Raw genomic sequence first — 281 nt, forward strand, 5'->3', positions numbered from 1 at the left:
GCAGCGCGCCCTTGGATCTGCTGTAGTCAAAGGCTTGTTCCAGAGCCGGGAAGTATTCCAGCAGCTGGGCCCGGAGCCGATTGATCGCGCGGCTGCGGTCGCACGCCTTGTCCGCGCGGCGCGCGGTAAGGATCCGCAAATCGACGCTGATCTCATCCCCTGCCCGCACCGTCTGCAGGTCCCGGCGCATGCGTGCCTGGTCGGCGATGACGGCAGCGTCCTTGGCATCGGTTTTCCCGTCGCCGCGGTAGGTTCGGGAAGCGTGGTGGACCGTGCGTCCG

The 281-nt window shown here is 67.3% G+C and carries 1 protein-coding gene; it reads right to left on the reverse strand.

The window, feature by feature from the left end; translation table 11 throughout:
* Positions 1–281, reverse strand: a 281-nt coding sequence (locus AC5RWT_RS38190; protein WP_494084731.1) for an IS110 family transposase, incomplete at both ends; no start/stop codon positions are given.

Source organism: Arthrobacter sp. Dra40, from assembly GCF_059091905.1.